The organism is Streptomyces sp. f51 (assembly GCF_037940415.1).
In the GTDB taxonomy this organism is placed as follows: domain Bacteria; phylum Actinomycetota; class Actinomycetes; order Streptomycetales; family Streptomycetaceae; genus Streptomyces.
Window position 1 is genome coordinate 8,048,442 of the sequence record NZ_CP149798.1, and the last position, 17,466, is coordinate 8,065,907.

General features: G+C 69.0%; 16 protein-coding genes and 3 pseudogenes. 12 read left to right on the plus strand and 7 right to left on the minus strand.

Annotation, left to right across the window (positions count from 1 at the left end):
* Window position 1: 1 nt before the first annotated feature.
* From tgmB to WJM95_RS35170, 5 genes are all read left to right on the plus strand, one after another.
* The gene (gene tgmB, locus WJM95_RS35150; RefSeq protein WP_339135206.1) at window positions 2–964 is read left to right on the plus strand and encodes an ATP-grasp ribosomal peptide maturase; all 963 of its coding nucleotides are present in this window, start codon (window positions 2–4) and stop codon (window positions 962–964) included.
* Window positions 961–2,127 (plus strand): ATP-grasp peptide maturase system methyltransferase, encoded by a 1,167-nt coding sequence (tgmC, locus tag WJM95_RS35155; RefSeq protein WP_339135208.1) that lies wholly within the window; start codon window positions 961–963, stop codon window positions 2,125–2,127. Before tgmB ends, tgmC begins: the two co-directional genes overlap by 4 nt.
* Window positions 2,128–2,210: 83 nt before the next feature.
* Window positions 2,211–2,516, plus strand: coding sequence for a DUF6087 family protein (locus tag WJM95_RS35160; protein WP_339135210.1), 306 nt, complete (start codon window positions 2,211–2,213; stop codon window positions 2,514–2,516).
* A gap of 1,041 nt (window positions 2,517–3,557) precedes the next feature.
* On the plus strand, window positions 3,558–5,108 hold the full coding sequence (locus WJM95_RS35165; protein ID WP_339136044.1) for a phospholipid carrier-dependent glycosyltransferase: 1,551 nt from the start codon (window positions 3,558–3,560) through the stop codon (window positions 5,106–5,108).
* Between the two features lie 235 nt (window positions 5,109–5,343).
* Window positions 5,344–5,817: a hypothetical protein gene (locus WJM95_RS35170; RefSeq protein ID WP_339135212.1), complete on the plus strand. Its 474-nt coding sequence runs from the start codon at window positions 5,344–5,346 to the stop codon at window positions 5,815–5,817.
* A 52-nt stretch (window positions 5,818–5,869) separates the two neighbouring features.
* Here the strand turns inward: WJM95_RS35170 and WJM95_RS35175 are convergent, their stop codons facing one another.
* Window positions 5,870–6,379, minus strand: coding sequence for a nuclear transport factor 2 family protein (locus WJM95_RS35175; protein WP_339135214.1), 510 nt, complete (start codon window positions 6,377–6,379; stop codon window positions 5,870–5,872).
* Window positions 6,380–6,438: 59 nt separating this feature from the next.
* Here WJM95_RS35175 and WJM95_RS35180 point away from each other — a divergent pair, with 59 nt between their 5' ends.
* Window positions 6,439–6,654 (plus strand): hypothetical protein, encoded by a 216-nt coding sequence (locus WJM95_RS35180; RefSeq protein ID WP_339135216.1) that lies wholly within the window; start codon window positions 6,439–6,441, stop codon window positions 6,652–6,654.
* Between the two features lie 162 nt (window positions 6,655–6,816).
* Window positions 6,817–7,017: pseudogene (locus WJM95_RS35185) on the plus strand (hypothetical protein); the annotation flags it as partial.
* A 247-nt stretch (window positions 7,018–7,264) separates the two neighbouring features.
* Here WJM95_RS35185 and WJM95_RS35190 read toward each other — a convergent pair.
* The 3 genes and pseudogenes from WJM95_RS35190 to WJM95_RS35200 all read right to left on the minus strand — a co-directional run.
* Window positions 7,265–7,789, minus strand: a complete 525-nt coding sequence (locus WJM95_RS35190) for a hypothetical protein (protein WP_339135218.1) — start codon at window positions 7,787–7,789, stop codon at window positions 7,265–7,267.
* Window positions 7,790–8,068: 279 nt separating this feature from the next.
* A complete protein-coding gene (locus WJM95_RS35195; protein WP_339135220.1) occupies window positions 8,069–8,314 on the minus strand; it encodes a DUF3761 domain-containing protein in 246 nt (81 codons plus the stop codon).
* 163 nt (window positions 8,315–8,477) lie between these two features.
* Window positions 8,478–8,922, minus strand: a pseudogene (locus WJM95_RS35200) (NAD(P)H-dependent glycerol-3-phosphate dehydrogenase); the annotation flags it as partial.
* Window positions 8,923–9,111: 189 nt separating this feature from the next.
* Between WJM95_RS35200 and WJM95_RS35205 the strand changes: the two are divergent.
* Window positions 9,112–10,842 carry a RecQ family ATP-dependent DNA helicase gene (locus tag WJM95_RS35205; RefSeq protein ID WP_339135222.1) on the plus strand — a complete coding sequence of 577 codons (1,731 nt, stop codon included), beginning with the start codon at window positions 9,112–9,114 and terminating at the stop codon, window positions 10,840–10,842.
* A gap of 92 nt (window positions 10,843–10,934) precedes the next feature.
* Here WJM95_RS35205 and WJM95_RS35210 read toward each other — a convergent pair whose 3' ends face one another.
* Window positions 10,935–12,746 (minus strand): hypothetical protein, encoded by a 1,812-nt coding sequence (locus WJM95_RS35210; protein WP_339135224.1) that lies wholly within the window; start codon window positions 12,744–12,746, stop codon window positions 10,935–10,937.
* Between the two features lie 131 nt (window positions 12,747–12,877).
* Here WJM95_RS35210 and WJM95_RS35215 point away from each other — a divergent pair, with 131 nt between their 5' ends.
* Entirely contained in the window at window positions 12,878–14,122 is a 1,245-nt protein-coding gene (locus WJM95_RS35215) for a transposase (RefSeq protein ID WP_339135226.1), read from the plus strand.
* A 68-nt stretch (window positions 14,123–14,190) separates the two neighbouring features.
* Here WJM95_RS35215 and WJM95_RS35220 read toward each other — a convergent pair.
* Window positions 14,191–14,449 (minus strand): annotated as a pseudogene (locus tag WJM95_RS35220) (hypothetical protein); the annotation flags it as partial.
* Window positions 14,450–14,718: 269 nt separating this feature from the next.
* On the opposite strand from WJM95_RS35220, the gene WJM95_RS35225 reads away from it, so the two are divergent.
* Window positions 14,719–15,069: a hypothetical protein gene (locus WJM95_RS35225; RefSeq protein WP_339136046.1), complete on the plus strand. Its 351-nt coding sequence runs from the start codon at window positions 14,719–14,721 to the stop codon at window positions 15,067–15,069.
* A 119-nt stretch (window positions 15,070–15,188) separates the two neighbouring features.
* On the opposite strand, the gene WJM95_RS35230 is transcribed toward WJM95_RS35225, so the two are convergent.
* Complete coding sequence (locus WJM95_RS35230) at window positions 15,189–15,482, minus strand: hypothetical protein (protein WP_339135228.1); 294 nt, start codon at window positions 15,480–15,482, stop codon at window positions 15,189–15,191.
* A 126-nt stretch (window positions 15,483–15,608) separates the two neighbouring features.
* On the opposite strand from WJM95_RS35230, the gene WJM95_RS35235 reads away from it, so the two are divergent.
* Window positions 15,609–16,424 (plus strand): oxidoreductase, encoded by an 816-nt coding sequence (locus tag WJM95_RS35235; protein ID WP_339136048.1) that lies wholly within the window; start codon window positions 15,609–15,611, stop codon window positions 16,422–16,424.
* A 71-nt stretch (window positions 16,425–16,495) separates the two neighbouring features.
* Complete coding sequence (locus WJM95_RS35240; protein WP_339135230.1) at window positions 16,496–17,407, plus strand: alpha/beta hydrolase fold domain-containing protein; 912 nt, start codon at window positions 16,496–16,498, stop codon at window positions 17,405–17,407.
* The last annotated feature ends 59 nt before the right edge of the window (window positions 17,408–17,466 follow it).

Below are 17,466 nucleotides of genomic sequence, written 5' to 3' on the forward strand. Positions count from 1 at the left end.
CATGACCGAGAAGGGGCCGGTACTGGTGGCCACCGAGGCGGATGATGTCACCGCCGACATGGTGATCACCGAACTCAACCGGTGCGACGTGCCTGTGGTGCGATTCGACCCTGCCGATATTTGTCAGGGCCGTCTGACGGTCTCGGCTCGGTTCGGTACCTGCTCGGCCTTCGTGGCTGGGCAGGTACGCACTCCGTCGAGAAGCGTCGACCTCACGCAGGTGCGTTCGGTGTACTGGCGTCGCCCCGTCTGGCCCCAGTTCGCCCATCTGAGTGATGACGATGCCCGGTTCGCCGCCGCGCAGGTCCGTTATGGACTCGCCGGCACCCTGTACGCGCTCGATGGCCCGCTCTGGGTCAACAACCCGCTTTGCAACGCGGCGGCTGACTACAAGCCCGCTCAGCTCGCCGCCGCCCAGAGGCTCGGTCTCGCTGTCCCGCCTACGCTCGTCACCAACGACCCCGGCGACGCCCGCGAATTCATCAGTGCCCACGATCAGGTGATTTACAAAACGCTGCGCTGGACGCCGTACCAGCAGGACGGAGTCCCGGTCACCGGATGGGCAGAACCGGTGACCGCCGACGAGATCGACGAGAGCGTACGAGTAGCCCCGCACCTCTTCCAGGCGCGTGTGCCCAAGGTCGCCGACGTCCGGGTGCTCGTGGTCGGCCGGCGGCTGTTCGCGGTCCGGATCGACTCCGACCTCCTTGACTGGCGCAAGGACTACTCGGCGCTGGCCTACAGCGTGGTCGATCTGCCCGACCGGATAAGCCGGGCCCTTCTGGCTTACCTGGAGCACTACGCGTTGGTGTCCGGGAGCTTTGACCTCGCCGTCGATGCGGCCGGGGAGTACTGGTGGCTGGAGCTGAACCCGAACGGCCAGTGGGGATGGCTTGAGGAGAAGACCGGACTGGGGATGTCCGCCGCATTTGCTGATCTGCTGACACGAGGAGATACCGCATGACCGAGATGGAATCCGAGCGGCAGGCTCTCGCCGAAAGGCTGGTCGAGGCAGGTGTGCTCGTCACGCCGGCGTGGCGCCACGCGGTGGAAGCCATCCCGCGCGAGATGTTCCTGCACCCCGGCGTGTTCCTTCCGCAGGACAAAGGGCGGTGGCGCCCGGTCACCTCGCTCGGCACCAACCCGGCCGAGTGGGCAAAGATCGCCTACAGCGACCAGTCGCTGACCACGCAACTCGACGGCCACCTCACCGCCGACGAAGTGAGCGAGCCCGTCACCGGCTCGCCCACCTCGTCATCGACCACCCCGGTCACCGTGCTCAGCATGATCGAAAGCCTGGACATCGAGGACGGACACCGAGTTCTGGAGATCGGGACGGGCACCGGCTACTCGGCGGCCCTGCTGTGCCACCGGCTCGGCGAGGACAACGTGACGACGGTGGAAGCCGACTCCGATGTTGCAGAGCGCGCCGATACAGCGCTGGAAGCAGTCGGCTTCTCGACATGGACCGTCACCGGGGACGGCCTGCTCGGCCATCCCCCCAACGCGCCCTACGACCGGGTGATCGCAACGTGCGCCGTCCGCCGTATCCCCTACTCCTGGGTCCGACAGACCAAGCCAGGCGGCATCATCCTCAGCACCGTGGGTTCCTGGGGCTACGGGACCGGGCTCGCCAAGGTCGTCGTGAACGAGGACGGCAACGCCCGAGGCAGCATCATCGGGGACGCCTCGTTCATGCAGGCTCGCGCACAAGCGATCCTGCCGGTCTCCGGCGACTTGTCCGCCCGCACCGCCTTCGCGGACAGCGAGCGGGCAACCAAACTCCCTCCGACGATTCTGACCAAATGGATGCCGGCCTTCCTCACCCAGCTCGCAGCACCCGGCGCACAGCTCGTCCGAGCTTCGACACACGATGGCGCCCAGCTCCTATACGTCTTCGATCCGGAGAAGGAGTCGTTCGCTGAATTCACAACCGGCAGTGACGGCTGGACAGTCCGCCAGGGCGGACCCGTGGCCCTGTGGGACGCCATCGAACAGGCCCTCACCGCATGGCAGGACGCAGGGAGCCCGGACATCGCAGCTGTACAACTCCAGATCACCAGCAGCTCCCACAGGTACTGGATCGGCGACAACCCGGAACTGCGCTGGGAACACCGCCTCGCCTGACCGCAGGAGGCCAGACACCGCCCCGGGGGCAGTCCGGGGTCGATACCCTTCCGGGAGAGCCACCACCGTTAAGGAACGCCACGATGGACGACGAACCGCTGTCGGATTGGGCCGAGCGCCGCGACGCGAAGATCGGCCGACTCCGTGCCGTCCCCGTCGTCCCCGGCAATGCCCCCAGGGGCGCCCACGTGAATCCCGACGCGCCGCGCGTCATCGAACGGTGGAATGGATACTCCTGGGAGCCCTACGGGTTCGCGGTGAACTTGGACGAGGCGAAGCACCTCCTGCACCCGGAGGCTGCTGGAGATCCGGAGCCGCCCAAGAGGTCGGCGCCCAAGATTCTCGGCAGCGGAAACGGTAGGCACCGCAAGCCGCAGACCCCGCGGTAGGTCGACCGGACTGTCCTATACCGGCCCCGTTCATCGGCTCCCCCCGACGGATGGACGGGGTCTTGCCTGCTCCTCCCTTTCGACGCCGCCACGCTCAGCTGGGCAGTGAGCAGGTTCAGGCGCTGCGCCGCGGTTTCCGCGCCGTCGTCTTCGTGGCTGCCGACGACGACTGCGGCAGTGCTTCTTCGCCAGAAATAGCTGCTCCAACTGCCCTTTCAGGGAGCCCGGAAGATCTTTTCGTGGAGGATTACGATGCCCTTCTGGTCCGTGCGCATCTTCAGCTCGGTACCCGTGGTGATCGTCTGGGACAATCGGAACATCCACAGGACGGCCGGACTACATCAGGGCGCGGCTGACCACGATTGGCTCACCAACTTTTCAACTCCCGTCCTCTTCACCCGATCTGAACCCTGTCGAGGACGTTTGGTCGCTGCTGCGGCGAGGCCCATAGCCAACACCGCGTTCACTGACCCCGAACACCTTGAGCGCGCCTTCCGTCGCAGACCGGCACACATCCAGCGCCACCCGACCTCATCAACGACGGCCTCGCCGAAACCGGCCTACACATCACTGCACATCCGACACCAAGGGAATCAGTAGTGGTCCTCGGCCTCGCCCCATCACCTCTGCCAGGTCGGTCCCGATGCCGTCTACTGCCCGCTCCGCCTCCGCTGCCAAGAGGGTGCCGATGCCGTACCGCTTCTCAACGCCCGAGCCGGTGCTGACCTCAACCCCCTCCAGGCAGCGCCTTGTCCAGGTTCAAGCAGTCCCGATCAGCGAGGGCTGACGTGAGCCGACGTGACCACCACCGACCGCCGGGCAGATGCTCCCGCTCGTCCTGCTCTCCACGAGTAGAAGGCTCACCACGTGATCCATGAGAAAACGCCCGCGTTTGTCGACGAGCCACGGAAGGGGGCGAATCGCCAGCCGATCTCCTGGGAGCGGCGGCTGCGGCACTTCGGGCACGTCGGGCGCCCGCCTACGTCCGTGCGTGACCGTCTGGTCGTGCCGTTTCCCGAACCCGGGTCACGGCTTTGGCGCATGCTCGGGCTGTCCCCAGTAGCCGCGTGCCGGCTGGCGCGCTGGTCGCAATGGGGTGGGCCGCTGCTGGTGGCGCTCCTTGCCGGGCTGCCTCGCTTTTGGCGTCTGGGCAGCCCGCGGGCGGTCGTGTTCGACGAGACGTACTACGCCAAGGACGCCTGGTCGATGCTGCGGTTCGGCTACGAGGGCACCTGGCCGAAGGGCCAGATATCCGACCCGCAGATCCTCGCCGATCCGCAGGTGATCCCGCTCTCCGACGCCGGGTCCTTCGTCGCGCACCCGCCGACGGGCAAATGGGTCATCGCCCTCGGCGAGTGGATCTTCGGCCTCACCCCCTTCGGCTGGCGTTTCATGACGGCGCTCCTTGGCACGCTGTCGGTGCTGATGCTGTGCCGAATAGGACGCCGCCTGTTCCGTTCGACACCGCTGGGCTGCCTGGCCGGAGCACTGATGGCGATTGACGGTCTGCACTACGTGATGAGCCGCACCGCTCTTCTCGACCTCGTCGTCATGTTCTTCGTCCTGGCGGCGTTCGGCTGCCTGCTCATCGACCGGGACGGTGCGCGAGACCGGCTCGCGGCAGCTCTACCGGTCGACGAGGACGACCGGGTGCGCCCGGACGGACACACCGGCGACCATGCCGGGACGGGAGCGCGTCCCTGGCGGCTCGCTGCCGGCCTCTGCCTGGGCCTGGCGGCCTCAACCAAATGGAACGGCCTGTACTTCCTCGCCTTCTTCGTGATCCTCACCCTGCTGTGGGACGTCGGCGCTCGCCGCGTAGCGGGCGCGCACCGCCCCTACCGCGCAGTGCTGCGCAAAGACCTCGGCTGGTCGGTGCTGTCCCTCGCCCCGGTCGCTGTCGTGACGTATCTGGCGACATGGACCGGCTGGTTCCTGTCCGACAACGGCTATGGACGCCACTGGGCGGACGCCCGGGGTGGCGCATGGTCGTGGATCCCGGCTCCGCTGCGCAGCCTGTGGCACTACGAGCACGCCGTCTACCAGTTCAATGTGGGACTGAGTACTCCCCACAAGTACCAGTCGAACCCCTGGAGTTGGCCGGTCGTCGGCCGCCCTGTGCTGTTCCACTACCAATCGCCAGCACCCGAGAAAGACGGCTGTCACGCGGCGGCCGGCTGTACACAGGCAATCCTCGCCCTGGGAACACCGCTCCTGTGGTGGTCGGCATGCTGCGCACTCATGTACCTGCTCTACCGATGGGCGCTGCGCCGCGACTGGCGCTCCGGCGCCATCCTCTGCGCGGTGGGCGCCGGCTATCTGCCCTGGTTCCTCTACCAGGACCGCACGATCTTCTCCTTCTATGCGGTCGTCTTCGTGCCGTACCTGTGCCTGGCCGTGACGATGATGCTGGGAGCCCTGCTGGGTCCGGCGGGAGCGACCGACAAGCGCCGCATACGAGGTGCGGTGGCCGCAAGCGTCCTTGTCCTGCTCATCGCCTGGAACTTCATCTATTTCTTCCCGATCTACACCGGACAGACGATCCCGCATGCCGACTGGCTCGCCAGAATGTGGCTCGACACCTGGATCTGAGCCTGGCTACTTGACGTCCTCCCCGCCCTTTAGGGCGGGGAGGACGTCAAAGCCATCACGGATGGGCCGCCCACCCCGGCGAACACGACTGACACTCGCTGGGACTGTGCTGGCGTTGGACTGCGCTGTGGCGCCCCGCATCGTGCCGTGCTGCAGTGCGCGGGCCCCGGCCGGTGTGCTGATGCGCTGGCCGGGCAGTATGTGCCCAGCTATTTACTGCTCGTGAGGGGTCGTCATGCGCTCCAGCCACCGCGCCGCGTCATCCGTGCTGTTCGCCGCCGTGTTCCTGGCAGGCTGTACCCCGGTCGCAGCGGGCGGATCGACGGCTTCGCCGAACGGGACGTCGCCCACGAAGTCTTCGGGAACGGGCACAGGCGGTGGTGCGGACCGGGCTATCGCGGTCGGAGCCGGCCCGCAGGCCACCTACACCGTCCAGAAACAACCTCCGGCCGGAAGCTGCCATTTCCGGTACGAGCAAGGGGAGCCGCTGGAGGACCCGGCGTGCACGCCAGGGGCGATCTCTCCGGCGGTCACGCAGGCGAACCTGAAGTCCACGATCTGCCGCAAGGGCGGCTACACCTCCGGCATCCGGCCCTCCACATCCGTCACGGGCAAGGAGAAGGCGCTGAACGCGGCCTCGTACGGCTATCGGGGCTCCATGCGCGACGCCGAATACGACCACCTCTTATCCGAGGTCGCGACGCTGTGAAGGATTGATTGTCCTGGACCGTTCGTCAGCGGTATGCCGCTGACGAACGCTTCTACTGGTGCGGCTCATCAGCACCGCCGGCATTGGCCCAGACTGGTTTGTCGGCATAGTCGGGTCCATCGCTCGGTGCCAGAGGCGCAAGGTCGAAGGGACGTACTACCCGGCGCCGTGCTATGCGCCAGATCCCTCCCTCGCGCCGGTACTCGTCCTCGTAGGTGCCTCCACCGGCAATCCAGCGGTGGTCGCGGAGTTGGACCAGGACCACGACGTCCGATCGTCCGGTCGCGGCAGCGCCGTCGATTTCCACCGTGTGGTTGGCAGTGGCATGCTGCATGATCGGGAATGCCTGCCACTGCTGCTCGACCGCCGCGCGGATGGCTTCGATCCCCGTGAATATCTGGTCCGAGCTGGTCTCCCACACGGCGTCCGCTGTCCAAATTGCCTCCCAGCGGACTGGGTCGTGGTGGTCGGCACCCACGCAGTAGTCGTGGGCCAGCCGGTGCAGTGCGAGTTCGGCCTCGACTCGGTCCAGGCGACCGGCTAGATCTTGTAGCGTCGTCATTCCTGGGAGGCTACTGACGGTTGAGATGGCCCGCAGGGCGGCCGCCTCACCCCCTGCAAGTGCCGTCGCAGGGCGAGCAGTTCGCCGTGTGCCGCAGCGAGAGCGGCCTGCAGTTGGGCAACTTCTTCATGGTGTTTGCGGCGGTCGGCGGCCAGCTGTTGAGTGAGACGGCGGACCAGCGTACTGGCGGCAGCCTCAGCGTCGGGGGCGCCAGCTGCGTCGCCCGGGATGGCATCGCGTCGTGCCCGGCGGAGCGCCTCGACCTGCGGGCGTAGGACGGGATGTCGGTAGATGAAGTCGGTGGACACTCCGGCCACCTTGGCGATGGAGGCCACGCTCACCGGGGTGCGTGTCTTGCGGGCTGCCTTCAGTGCCTTCTCAACGGCGGACTCGGCTTGTTCCCGGCGTCGGCGGGTGGCTGTGGCAAGGGCTTCGATGACCCCAACGATCCGCGAAACCTGTGGGTAGAGCCGCCGGACCCCGGCCACAAGGCGGGCAGCGGCGTCAACAACCGCAAAGACCCGGTGGAGACGAAACTGCACACCGCGGTCTGCGTCAACAAGGTCACTCTCGCTGCCGCTCAGCGAGCGATCGTCGCCGACTGGACCACTGCGCTCAGCACGCTCGGCCTTGGCTGAGGCATCCCGAGCAGACAGTCGCTCCGGCGGGGGTGCCTTCAGCGGCGAACAGCGCGCGCGGGGCGTCGGCTTCGCCGAAACCGGACTCGTTGCCGACGCCCTCAACCAGCCTCCCGTTACAGCTTTCCGGTGCCGCCCGACGGCGAGACCACCCTCAGCAGCAGCCGTGGGCAGGCACGTTGTAACGAAGCCCGGGCACGCCCGGCTCCCTCCTCCGTGCCCTTTGCAGCTTCGCGCGCCGCGGGTGTCAGCCGATTCCGGTGACCGAGAGTGCGGTTGTCCAGTTGGTGCGGATGGCGGAGCGGGCGGCGGAGAGGGTGATCGTGCCCTTACACACGGCGTTCTTCAGCTTCGTCTCGACGCCGTCCTTGGTGGTTGCGGTCTTGGTTCCCGAGTACGGCTCGGGCCACAGGTTCCCCGGGGCGCGGGGCGCGCCGCCGAGCTCGAGGGGGACGAGGTGGTCCTCCTCGTAGTCGGCCATGGCGGTGTCTGCGTAGCCGTAGTCGATGATTCCCTGGGCCTTGAGGGGGTTGGTGTAGGAGGTGGGCGGCCGCACGGTGGCGGTCCAGCCGGAGACGCAGATCGTGGAGCCGATCGTCGACTGGGTGACGTCCGGGTTGTAGGCGCCGGGGGTGCAGGACGCATCGGGGAGCGGGAGACGTGACTGGGAGCAGGTGGAGGCGAAGGCGGGCGCGGAGCCGGTGCTGATGAGGAGGCCGGCGGCGAGGGTGAGAGCGGAGGTGCTGGCGGCGATGCGTGTGAGGGGGCGCATGGGGTCTCCGACGGTTCGCCCCGGCGGGTGTCCCGGGGATGAGGACATGACAGCGCACGACAGAGCTACGCGGGTAGACCTCCAGAGGTGAAATCTGTGTATGCAGACAGTTGACGTCTGATCACATCCCGGCGGCTCGACGGCACTCGTCGTGCACATCGCGGATGTCCGCATCCGGTTCCAGCATCCGGGGCCAGTACCTTGCCGTCCGGTACACCGATATAACTGCACGGAGCCCCCAGCCTGCGGACGCGGTCTGGGGCTCCGTGCAGTCGGTGCTTAGCGGTACCAGTACTTGACGCCCCGGTGGTGCGAGCAGGTGCCGCGGGCGTGTGCACTGTAGGACCAGGTGCCGTCCTTGCATTTCGCCGTCGCCCCGCGCGGATGCGGCGAGTTGGCCCTGCACACGCCCGTGGTGTGCCGGGCGCACGTCGCCGCTGCTGCGTCGGTCGCCACTGCGACTGGGGCAACGAGCGCACCGGCCAGGACGGCCGCCGCGACTGCGCTCTTGAATGTGGTCAGCATCAGAGCTTCACCTCCTGTGGATTCGGAGAGGCGATCATGACCTGGACGGCCGGGAAGAGGCAGCCAGCCGGGGCAGCAGTCATCAGGCTGTGACGGCCGTGGCCCAGCCGTAGCTGCACGTTCGACTGATGCGTGCGGATGTGCGACCTGCGCGGGGTGGTGATCAGGCGCTGTACTGCTCGGGCTTCGGCGTTCGGGACATGAGGGCTGCGGCCGCGTCCGGGACACTGGTCGTGCCGCCGATCACCGCAGTGACGACCTCGGTGATCGGCATCCCGACCCCGTGCACCCGCGACAGCTCCAGGATCGCCCGGCACGACGTCACCCTCTCAGCTGTCTGCCCCGTCGCCGTCGTGGCTTCCTCCACGCTCATGCCCTGCCCGAGGTGCTCGCCGAAGGTTCGCTTCCGGGACAGCGGCGACGAGCAGGTGGCTATGAGGTCGCCGGCCCCGGCGAGGCCGGAGAAGGTCAGAGGGTCGGCGCCCATCGCCTGGCCGAGACGCGCGGTCTCCGCGAGGCCGCGGGTGACGAGCAGGGCACGAGAGTTGTCGCCCATGCCCAGCCCCGGCGAGGCCGACCGCGAGGGCGATGACGTTCTTGATCGCCCCCGCCGAGATCGCAACGCGGTCCTTCCCGGGTACGTTCATCCGTACGAGCCTGACCGGGCCCGGTCTCCCGCCCACGGCCGGGGAACCGCACCTTCCGAGGAATTGCAACTCCTCCCGAGCGGACCGTTTCCCGTCCCTTTCGGGGGTACACGAGCGCCGAACTCATCGGAGAACGGCGTCAGGAGTGCCATGCGTGCCAAGGTCGGATACTTCAAGACCAGGTCACTCAGGAGACGTCTGCGCCGCTGCGCCCGCGAGGTGTTCGGCTGGGAGCGACTGCGTCCCTCCCAGCTCGACGCCATGACAGCCGTGATGGAGGGACGCGACACCATCGTGGTGATGCCGACCGGCGCCGGGAAGTCCGCCGTGTACCAGGTGCCGGGGGTGCTGCTGAAGGGGCCGACCGTCGTGGTCTCGCCCCTGATCGCCCTCCAGCGGGACCAGGTCGCCCATCTCGCCCGCATCGAGGGATCCGATGCCTCGGCCGTCAACTCCGCCCAGCGCCCGCGGGACAACGAGGCGGTGTGGGAGCGTGTACGCGAAGGCCGCCTGGACTTTCTGTTCGTCTCGCCCGAGCAGCTCGCGAAGGACGAGGTGGTGGAGCAGATCGCCGCGGCCGGCCCCGCGTTGATGGTGGTCGACGAGGCGCACTGCGTGTCCTCCTGGGGATACGACTTCCGGCCCGACTACTTGTCCCTGTGCCATGTCCGCGAACGCATCGGCCGGCCTCCCCTCCTGGCCCTCACCGCCAGCGCGGCGGCCCCCGTGCGGGCCGACATCGTGGAGCGCCTCGGCATGCGCGAGACGCACCAGGTGGTCGCGGGGTTCGACCGCCGCAACATCACTCTGGAGGTCGTACGGCACCGGGAGAACGCGGGCAAGCGCCGGTGGGTGGTGGAGCGGGCCGCGGCCGAGGCCAAACCGGGCATCGTCTACGCGGGAACACGGCGGGAGGCGGAGGAGTACGCCCGGGAGCTGTCGGCGCTCGGATTCGACAGCGCCGCCTATCACGCGGGGCTGGCGGCGGCCGAACGCTCCCGCACACACGATCGCTTCCGGGACGGCGAACTCGACGTGGTCGTCGCCACCTCCGCGTTCGGCATGGGCATCGACAAGCCGAACATCCGCTTCGTGCTGCACGCGTCGGTGCCCGGTTCCCTCGACACCTACTACCAGGAGATCGGCCGGGCGGGCCGCGACGGAGAACCCTCGACGGCGATCCTCGCCTACCGGCCCGAGGACCTCGGCGTGCAGCGGTTCCGGACGGGCACACCCCCCGACCCGGAGGTACTGGGCGGGCTGATCGACGCGGTGCGCGAGCACCCGGAACCGGTCACGGCGACCGCTCTGCGCGAACGGACCGGGCTGTCTCCGACCCCGCTGACGTCGATGCTGCACCTGCTGGAGGAGGCCGGAGCCGTGACGACGCGCAAGCGCGGTGCCATAGCGGCCGTGCCCGGGGCGCGGCGGGACGCCTGCGTCCGCGAGGCGGTGCGGATCGCCTCCGCCCGTGTCGATCTGGAGCGTTCCCGGGTGGAGATGATGCGGGCGTACGCCGAGACGAACGGCTGCCGCCGCAGGCACATGCTCGGATACTTCGGGGAGAGTTTGGCGGAAGGCGACTGCGCGGGCTGCGACACCTGCGCCCGTACGAAGGAGTTGAAGGAGGCCCCCCTGCGGACGGAGGACATCTTGTCCGGTACGGGTCCTGAGCCGCTCGGGCCCGTGGCATCTGAGGGCGCCTTCCCGCCCGGGACGCGGGTGGGACACAGGACGTGGGGCGAGGGCGAGGTGATGAGCGAGGAGGGGAACAGGATCACCGTCCTGTTCGAGAGCGTGGGCTACCGCACCCTGTCCCTCCCCGCCGTCCAGGCACGAGGCCTGCTGACACCGGTGCCACCGGCCTCGACGAGGCACTGACGCGCCTCTGTGCTGGGCGCCTGCTGATCAGTGGGCCACCGAGAGCGATCCGCTCGATGGCCGGTCCGGCCGCCGCCGGGTGACCGGGTCCGTCAGGAACAGACGTAGCTGAACGTCCCCTTCGCCTCGGGCGACGTGTGCTGATGCGCGACCCACAGGCGGGCCGTTCCCCGGAAGCCGCCGGGGCCGCGGACCGTCCAGCGCAGGTGCACGGTGACCCGGCGCTCGCCCCGGCGGGCCATGCGGACCAGCTCGCCGGAGTCGTGGCCGTCGCTGCGCAGCCAGCGGTACGTCACCGGGCCACCGCGGCCGTCGGTGGTCACGACGCCGACCAGATCGGCGGTCTGTCCGCAGTGCAACCGCCCGGCGGGCGCCCGGACTTCGACGGCGGTGACCGTCGGGGCGGGAGAGGGGCGCAGCAGCAGCCAGAGCAGGACGGCCGCGCCGGCCAGGAAAGCCGTCGTGGCGATCCAGGCCCGCCGTCTTCGACGGCGGGGGCAGCTGCCGGGCGGTACGGGTGCGGTACGCCACTGGGCGCGCAGGACGTCCTGGGCCTCCAGAGGGACGCCGGGACCGAAGCGCAGGAGGATCTCGCCGTCGTCCTCGTCTTCACCGGTCGGGGCCGGCGTCGTGGCCCCGACGGGTGTCGCTGCCAGGGGGCCGGCGGGTGTCGCCGAGGGCCCGGCGGGGGTGCGGTTGCGTTTGCCGAGGAGGGTGGCCTGGTCGTCCGGGGCGGCGGAGAGGGGCTGGCGCGGGGCCGAGCGGGTAGGGGAGCGGGTGCGGCTGGGCAGGGTGAGCTGCTCGTCCGGCACGGTGTGCCTGGACCTGTCCCCTTCCGGGACCACACCCCCGGCCCCGGCACCCCCGGCACCTCCAGCCTCAGTACCTCCGGCCCCAGCACCTTCGGACCCTGCGTCCCCAGACTCTGCGCCCCGGGCACCCGCGTCCCGGGCACCCGCACCCCCGGACTCTGAGCCCTTGGACTCCGTGCCCCCGGACCCTGCGGCTTCAAAGTCGGCAACGTCGGAACGGGCGAGGTCGGAACGGGCAGCTATGGAACCGGCGACATCGGAACCGAGGGCTCCACCTCCCTCTTCCCGAGGGAGCACGCGCAGGGCATCCACCCCCACCCCGTCCGCCGCCGTCGCCGCGGCCACCGCTGCACGCAGCTCCGTACGCCGTAGAAAACCCTCCGGGAGCGCCGCGCGCCCGGCGACCAGTGCCGCCCGGGCCGCCGCGAGCCCCTCGGAACCGGCGGTGGCGCGACAGCGCGCGAACACGACGGCCGCGGGGGTGCCGGGAGCCACCCATGCCTCGCCGAGGGTGCGGGCCAGGTCGGCCCAGGCCGCGACGTCCGTGGTACGGCGTGCGGAGCCCGGCGCGTCACTCGGCACCGTGCCGTCACCAGGAACCGGGCCATCGCCCAGCACCGTGCCCAGCGCGGCCTCGGCGAGCAGGGCGACGCCGTCCGGGGCGAGGACGACGGTGTCCGCGGCCAGTGCCCCGTGGGCGAGGCCGGCCGCGTGCAGGGCGAGCAGGGTCTGCGCGGTCTCGTTCAGGACGCTGGCCGCGCTGCCCGCGTCGGGGCCCGTACCCCCGTGGGCCAGGAGGTCCGCGAGGGTGGGGGCCGGTGGCCGGGCGGTGATCAGCCACACCTCCCCGGCCTCCGCGACGAGGTCGACGGTGCCGAGCACCCCGGGCAACCGGAGCCTCGCGACGGCGAGTACGGCCGCCGCGAGTCGCTCGCGCGTGCCCCGCGGTGCGAGCAGGGCACGGTCGACGCGCAGCGCGCCGAGCACCGGCTCACCGGACCGGGCGGGGAGCAGCGTGTGCCAGGTGCCGTGGCGGGCGTCGCGCGACCAGCCCGACAGGGTGCGCCCGGCGAGGGTGGTGGCTGTCGTCATCAGGTCTCCTTCGTGGATACCCCGGCCTTCAGGCCGGGGAGGGAACGAAGCTGCTGCGGAGCAGGGCAGGGAAGGCCGGTTCGCCCCTGGGCGGACCGGCGTTGTCAGTGGCGGCCGTTAAGTTTTGTCCCGTGTATCTGCGGTATTCCTTCCGGCTCGAGCCGACGCCGGGCCAGCGCATCGCGCTGGCCCGTACGTTCGGCTGTGCCCGGGTGGTCTACAACGATGCGCTGGCCGCGAGGAAGGCCGCCTATGCGGGGGACAAGTCGCGTATCCCGACGGGTGTTCTGGCACGGCAGGTGATCACGGAGGCGAAGAAGACGCCCGAGCGGGCATGGCTGGCGGAGATGTCGGTGGACGCCTTGCAGTCTTCTCTTCGTGATCTGGATACGGCGTACGCGAATTTCTTCGCGTCGGTGGCGGGGAAGCGGCCGGGGCGCCGTATGGGGCTTCCGGTGTTCAAGTCGAAGAAGGACAGCCGGCAGGGCGTCCGTTTCTCCAGGAACGGGTTCCGGCTGCGGGGCAACGGGCGGCTGAACCTCGCGAAGATCGGGGACGTCCGGGTCCGCTGGTCGCGTTCGCTGCCGTCGGCTCCGTCGTCGGTGACTGTGCTCAAGGATCCGTCGGGCCGGTACTTCGCGAGTTTCGTCGTTCAGGTCGAGCCCGAGCCGCTCGCGCCCGTCACGTCCGAGGTCGGCATCGACCTGGGGCTGATGCATTACGCCGTTCTCTCCGACGGCGAGGTGATCGACAATCCCCGCTTCCTGCGGCGTGCCGAGCGTCGGCTGAACAAGGCGCAGCGGGCGTTGAGCCGCAAGGCGAAGGGGTCGAGGAACCGGGCCAAGGCCCGGCTGAAGGTTGCCCGGGCGCATGCCCGGGTGGCCGATGCGCGCAGGGACTGGTGTCACCAGAGTGCTTCGAGGGTGGTCCGCGACAACCAAGCGGTCTACCTCGAAGACCTGGCGGTCTTTGGCCTGGCCCGTACTCGCATGGCCAAGTCTGTGCACGATGCCGCGTGGGGCATGTTCCGCCGGGTGCTGGAGGAGAAGGCGGCCCGCTGTGGCCGGCACGTCGGCATCGTTTCCCGCTGGCTGCCCTCCTCGCAGACGTGCTCGGTGTGCTGGGTCGTGGATGGGAAGAAGCCGCTGCACGTGCGTATCTGGCGGTGCGAGGGCTGCGGTACCGAACATGATCGCGACTTCAACGCGTCGCGTGTGATCCTCGCCGCCGGGCAGGCGGAGAGGCTAAACGCCCCTGGAGGGCCGGTCAGTCCTGGAGTGGAAAACCCACGCCGGGCACGGCTCGTTGAACGGGGAACCCATCCGAAGGCCCAGCCGGTCACCACCGGCAGCCAGGCGGGAATCCCCGTCCTTTAGGGCGGGGAGGATGTCAAGGGTTGCCAATGCCGAAAAACCGCCGATGAGCACCCCCGAAACCCGCAAGCCACCCAGCCCGAGGGCCGGGGCTCTCCGAGCACCTCGCGTACCACCGACTGGGACGACGGCTCCAGCCGCTCGGTGGCGACCTGGTCGTAGTCGACGCCGTCGACCGGCCGCACATGGTCGGGGGCGCGGACCCACACTCGGTACTCCGCCGCCTCCTACAGTCAGCCCGTTTTTGTCTGCCGTCGCTTCCACAGCCGCGCGACGACCTCCTGCTCCAGATGGCCGAGCACCGGAGCGCCGGGCAAGTACGACCCGCACCGGCACCGGAGCGGTTGCGTCGTCGGAAGGCGTGGTCCACGGCCCCACGGTAGACAGCCGGACCTGGAAGCCCAGGCGGGAGCTGGAGTTTGAGGCATTCGGGGTGATGCCTGTGCTGAGAGCTCGCATGGGGGCGCATCGGCCCGGCCCTCTGGTGAGGGCGGCCGATGTCAGCACAGCGCACCAGCCAGCAGCCCCGGGAAGGTGTCGACAACCCCGGCCAGATGTGCATCGGGAACCTTGGCAGTCGCCTGATCGTCCTCATCGACATGCCTTGCGTTCTCGTTCTTGGAATCGACCCGCGTGCTGTGCCCGGCATGGACGGAGGCAGCATCCGAGCGGCCCTCGATCAGGAACTGGCCCGGTTTGGCGAACACGCCATCGATGCGTCCATGACGCTGATCGGGCTGGACGAGTCGGCGGAGTCGACGATCGCTGCAGCACTCTCCGAGCACGACTGGGACGTCGTCGTCATCGGGGGTGGAATCCGCAAACCGGAGCCGCTTCTCCCCCTCTTTGAGCAGGTCGTGAATCTGGTTCGGCGTCATGCGCCGCAGGCCGCAATCGCGTTCAACACGAGTGGCGGCGACAGCGTCGAAGCAGCCAAGCGGTGGCTGTGAGCCGGTCCCCGAGCCCAGTACACCACGTCGCTCTTCAGTGACGATCGGCCCGTGCTAACCGGCCCTCGATGCGTTACGCGGTCAGGCCGAAGACAGTGTCCTTGACCTGACCGCCCAGGTCACAGCCACGCTTGATCGGAGCTTGAGATAACGGCCATCGCGGCGAAGAACGCGAACAGCAGCTTGCCGGGGCCGGTGGGGTCGTAGCTGCCGGGCAGGGGGCCGGTCTGCATCTCCAGGACCAAGCCGTGGCAGCAGTTGGCGAGCCGGGCGACGTTCTTGAACCGGCCGGTGCGGTAGATCCCGGCGACCGCGCCCGAGCGTGAGCGGCAGGGTGAGCCGGGCTGGATGCCGCAGCGCGGGCACTCGTGGCGCTCGACGTCGTCGGTGTCGCATGCGCAGGCCGCGGTCACGGCGTGGCACTAGGCGCCTTCGGAGTGGAGCGGCCGCCGGGCCGCTCCTTGCCATCCGCTCCACGCCGCAATAACATTACGACCGTAAGCTAAACGATCGTAATTCAATTGCTCAAGGAGTCCGTCATGGCGACACATCGGCCGGTAGCACTCGTGACGGGGGCGTCATCGGGGATCGGTAACACAACCGCTAGCGCCTTTGTCGCAGCCGGGTTCGAGGTGATCGGAACCGGGCGAAACACCTCGGGCCTCACTCCGCCCGCCGGTGTGACCTTCCTCGATCTCGACGTGACCAGTGACGAATCCGTCACGGCTGCCGTCCAGGAAGTGATCGAACGGTTCGGACGGATCGACGTCCTCGTCAACAATGCCGGTCTGGGCTCGGCCGGCGCCGCCGAGGAGAACTCCGTTGTCCAGGCCCAGAGCCTGTTCAACCTCAACTTCTTCGGTCTCGTCCGCATGTCGAAGGCCGTCCTGCCGCACATGCGCGCCCAGGGTCGGGGACGCATCGTCAACCTCTCGTCCGTCCTCGGCGTCATCCCGCAGCCCTACATGGCCCTCTACGTCGCCGCGAAGCACGCAGTCGAGGGCTACTCAGAGTCCCTGGACCACGAAGTCCGCGAGCACGGCGTCCGCGTCCTGCTCGTCGAGCCCGGCTACACCCGCACCGCCTTCGATGCCAATGCCGCGCAGCCCGACACCCCGCTGCCGCTGTATGCGGAGCGGCGGCGTGTCTTCGACGAAGTGGTCGCTGCGGCGATGAAGGCCGGCGACGACCCCGCCGTCGTCGCCAAGAAGATCGTCATGGCGGCCACCGCCCCGAAGCCGAAGCTGCGCTACACCGCCGGACCGCTCGCCTCACGCATCACCACCGCGCGACGCCTTCTCCCCGCCGGGATCTTCGACAAGCAGATCCGCAGGTTCAACCGGATGCCCGGCTGACGTCGCACGTGGCCCATCGACCCGCGCGCGAGAGAGGCGCGTTCAGCTCTGACCTGACAAGGAACATCACCATGGGAATCGGCACGGAAGCACAGCAGTTCGCGCAGTTCCTCGAAAGCGTGCGTGCGAAGGCGTCGACGCCGGGCCTCGACCTGGCCGTCGTCCGCGCCATCGTCGATACCCATGCGTCGGCATCGACCGAGCCGGAAGGCGTCACCTACGCCGACGTGGACGCGGAGGGCGTCCCGGCCCTGTGGGCCATCCCTGAGGGCGCCGGCCCTCACAAGGCGCTGCTCCACTTCCATTTCGGCGGATCGGTCGCCGCCTCGATCACATCGGACCGCAAGGCCGCCGGCCACATCGCCAAGGCGGCCGGAGCCCGCTCGCTGGTCGTGGGCTTCCGCCTGGCGCCCGAGCACCCCCACCCGGCGCAGATCGACGATGCCGAGACCGCCTACCACTGGCTGCTCGCGCAGGGCTACGAGCCGCGGAACATCGGCAGCACCGGCCACTCCATCGGAGGCACCCTCGCGGTCGCGCTGCCGCTGCGCCTGCTCGCCAGGGGCGAGGCAGTCCCCGGGGCGATCGTCAGCATCTCGCCGTGGACCGACCTCATCATCAGCAACTCGAAGGTGGACGAGAACGAGGGACTCGACAAGATGCTCAGCCGGGACATCCTTGAGCAGTTCCGAGCGGCTTGGCTGCAGGATTCCGGCGTGGACTTCACCGATCCCGAGATCAGCATCGTGAACGCCGATCTGACCGGCCTGCCGCCCACGGCCCTGCACTACGGCGAGTATGAGGCGCTTGCCGGTGAGGGCGCCGACTTCGGCCGCCGACTCGCCGACTTCAAGATCGTCTCCGAGGTCCGCCCGCTGCCCGGGGGCCAGCACTCGTTCATCCTGGGCGCGGGGCGCGTGCCCGAGGTGGACCGGGCGATCGGGCAGATGGGTCAGTGGCTTCGCCGGCACCTCGGCCGCTGAGGTGGAAGCTACCCGGACATGCGCATCGTCCGTCGAGCAGGCAACCGAGAAGATCACGC

Excerpts from the sequence above, each read along its gene's own strand:
- tgmB (WP_339135206.1), top strand. The coding sequence starts at position 2 with ATGACCGAGAAGGGGCCGGTACTGGTGGCCACCGAGGCGGATGATGTC.
- tgmC (WP_339135208.1), top strand. The coding sequence starts at position 961 with ATGACCGAGATGGAATCCGAGCGGCAGGCTCTCGCCGAAAGGCTGGTC.
- WJM95_RS35160 (WP_339135210.1), top strand. The coding sequence starts at position 2,211 with ATGGACGACGAACCGCTGTCGGATTGGGCCGAGCGCCGCGACGCGAAG.
- WJM95_RS35165 (WP_339136044.1), top strand. The coding sequence starts at position 3,558 with ATGCTCGGGCTGTCCCCAGTAGCCGCGTGCCGGCTGGCGCGCTGGTCG.
- WJM95_RS35170 (WP_339135212.1), top strand. The coding sequence starts at position 5,344 with ATGCGCTCCAGCCACCGCGCCGCGTCATCCGTGCTGTTCGCCGCCGTG.
- WJM95_RS35175 (WP_339135214.1), bottom strand. The coding sequence starts at position 6,379 with ATGACGACGCTACAAGATCTAGCCGGTCGCCTGGACCGAGTCGAGGCC.
- WJM95_RS35190 (WP_339135218.1), bottom strand. The coding sequence starts at position 7,789 with ATGCGCCCCCTCACACGCATCGCCGCCAGCACCTCCGCTCTCACCCTC.
- WJM95_RS35195 (WP_339135220.1), bottom strand. The coding sequence starts at position 8,314 with ATGCTGACCACATTCAAGAGCGCAGTCGCGGCGGCCGTCCTGGCCGGT.
- WJM95_RS35205 (WP_339135222.1), top strand. The coding sequence starts at position 9,112 with ATGCGTGCCAAGGTCGGATACTTCAAGACCAGGTCACTCAGGAGACGT.
- WJM95_RS35210 (WP_339135224.1), bottom strand. The coding sequence starts at position 12,746 with ATGACGACAGCCACCACCCTCGCCGGGCGCACCCTGTCGGGCTGGTCG.
- WJM95_RS35225 (WP_339136046.1), top strand. The coding sequence starts at position 14,719 with ATGCCTTGCGTTCTCGTTCTTGGAATCGACCCGCGTGCTGTGCCCGGC.
- WJM95_RS35235 (WP_339136048.1), top strand. The coding sequence starts at position 15,609 with ATGGCGACACATCGGCCGGTAGCACTCGTGACGGGGGCGTCATCGGGG.
- WJM95_RS35240 (WP_339135230.1), top strand. The coding sequence starts at position 16,496 with ATGGGAATCGGCACGGAAGCACAGCAGTTCGCGCAGTTCCTCGAAAGC.